This is a genomic window from Pseudoalteromonas sp. ABE4_541, assembly GCF_056312285.1.
This window is the reverse complement of record NZ_JBSVEM010000055.1, coordinates 1-508: the sequence shown is the minus strand read 5'-3', so window position 1 is coordinate 508 and position 508 is coordinate 1. Positions and strand designations below refer to the sequence as shown.

Here is a 508-nt window from a genome sequence, read left to right as displayed (position 1 = left end):
AACAAGGTAGCCCTAGGGGAACCTGGGGCTGGATCACCTCCTTATACGATTTAGAACTTATTTGTTCGTAGTGTCCACACAGATGATTGTTGATTAGAATTAGAGAACAAAACATTGTTTGGGTCTGTAGCTCAGCTGGTTAGAGCGCACGCCTGATAAGCGTGAGGTCGGTAGTTCAAGTCTACTCAGACCCACCACTTCTTTTCGATGCGCTTTAGCTAAAAGAGGCGATGGTTACAAACAATGTTACACACCAGTATTGTGGGGCTATAGCTCAGCTGGGAGAGCGCCTGCCTTGCACGCAGGAGGTCAGCAGTTCGATCCTGCTTAGCTCCACCACTTTACTTTTTAAAGATAAACATACTTCAGGTATATCCTGAGTATGAAGTGTGTTTCTCTTTGAGAAGTTAAATTCTCTTGCTCTTTAAAAATTTGGAAAAGCTGATAATTAATTCTTGTAGATATTTATATCTATAAAGAGTTTTCAAAAGTAAAACATGCCGATAAG

2 tRNA genes are annotated in these 508 nt (G+C 41.1%); both read left to right on the top strand.

From position 1 onward, the window contains the following. The first annotated feature begins 120 nt into the window (after nucleotides 1–120). Nucleotides 121–197 (top strand) — tRNA-Ile (locus ACW689_RS21450). Between the two features lie 66 nt (nucleotides 198–263). Next, a tRNA-Ala gene (locus ACW689_RS21445) sits at nucleotides 264–339 on the top strand. Nucleotides 340–508: the final 169 nt, after the last annotated feature.